The 542-nt window shown below is 77.9% G+C and carries 1 protein-coding gene; it reads left to right on the forward strand.

Features of this window, described 5'->3' with window-relative positions; all coding sequences use genetic code 11:
* A partial coding sequence (locus tag LPA54_RS36120; RefSeq protein ID WP_267487977.1) for an ABC transporter transmembrane domain-containing protein occupies positions 1 to 542 on the forward strand: 542 nt, incomplete at both ends.

Here is a 542-nt window from a genome sequence, read left to right on the forward strand (position 1 = left end):
GTTCGGGGCCGCCCTGGTGGTCCACGCCGGGTTCGGCCGGCAGGTGCGGCTGCGCGGGGCGATGCTCGGCGAACGGATGCGCGCCGACCTGCGCGAGGACTTCCTGGTGCGGTCCGTCGGACTGCCGCCGGGCGTGCTGGAACGGGCCGGCACCGGCGACCTGCTCTCGCGGATCACGACCGACATCGACCGGCTCGGCAACGCCATGCGCGAGGCCGTGCCCCAGCTGGCGATCGGCGTGGTGTGGGCGGCCCTGCTGCTCGGCGGCCTGGACGTCACCGCGCCGGAACTGGCGCCGGCGGTGCAGGTCGCCGTGCCGCTGCTGGTGGCCGGATGCCGCTGGTACTTCCGCCGGGCGCCGGGCGCGTACCGCTCGGAGGCGGCCGGGTACGCGGCGGTGGCCGCCGCGCTCGCCGAGACCGTGGACGCCGGGCGGACGGTGGAGGCGCACCGCCTCGGCCCGCGCCGCGTGGCGCTGACGGACCGGCGGGTGCGGGAGTGGACGGCCTGGGAGCGCTACACGCTGTGGCTGCGCTCGGTCC

The organism is Streptomyces sp. DH12, from assembly GCF_020873895.1.
In the GTDB taxonomy this organism is placed as follows: Bacteria; Actinomycetota; Actinomycetes; order Streptomycetales; family Streptomycetaceae; genus Streptomyces.